Genomic DNA, 515 nt, shown 5'->3' on the forward strand with positions numbered 1-515 from the left:
GGCCCAGGCTTTGCGACCTTCGGAGAAGCGATCTGCTCCGAGATAGGCAAGATCGTGGACGTCCGATTGCCCGAGACTGAATCAGCATATGCAGATCTCGTGAATTGGATCACGGGCACAACGCGTGACTATCCCGTTGAAATCTTCACCACGAACTACGACTTGTTGTTCGAAGAAGCGTTCGAATCCGTACGAGCGCCGTACTTCGATGGCTTCACGGGTGGTCGCGAACCATTCTTCGACCCCGTCTCAGTGTCGCGCAGTGATCTTCCCGCGCGCTGGACGCGGCTATGGAAGCTCCATGGATCGCTCGGCTGGCGCGCTAGCTCTAAGGGCGAAGTAATTCGCACGGGCCAAAGCTCAGCAAGTCACCTCGTCTTCCCCGAACACCTGAAATACGATCAAACACAGAAAGCGCCCTACGCAGCGTTGCTCGATCGCCTTCGTACGTTCCTGCTCACCCCCGACACGCTACTCATTTCTATCGGATTTTCTTTTGCCGATGCACACATCGC

At 56.1% G+C, this 515-nt stretch carries 1 protein-coding gene; it reads left to right on the top strand.

Features of this window, described 5'->3' with window-relative positions; all coding sequences use genetic code 11:
* Positions 1–66: 66 nt before the first annotated feature.
* On the top strand, positions 67–515 hold a 449-nt coding region (locus C8029_RS00990), incomplete at its 3' end, for an SIR2 family protein (RefSeq protein ID WP_226946206.1).

The sequence above is a fragment of the Roseobacter sp. TSBP12 genome (assembly GCF_009129705.1).
In the GTDB taxonomy this organism is placed as follows: Bacteria; Pseudomonadota; Alphaproteobacteria; order Rhodobacterales; family Rhodobacteraceae; genus Celeribacter; species Celeribacter baekdonensis_A.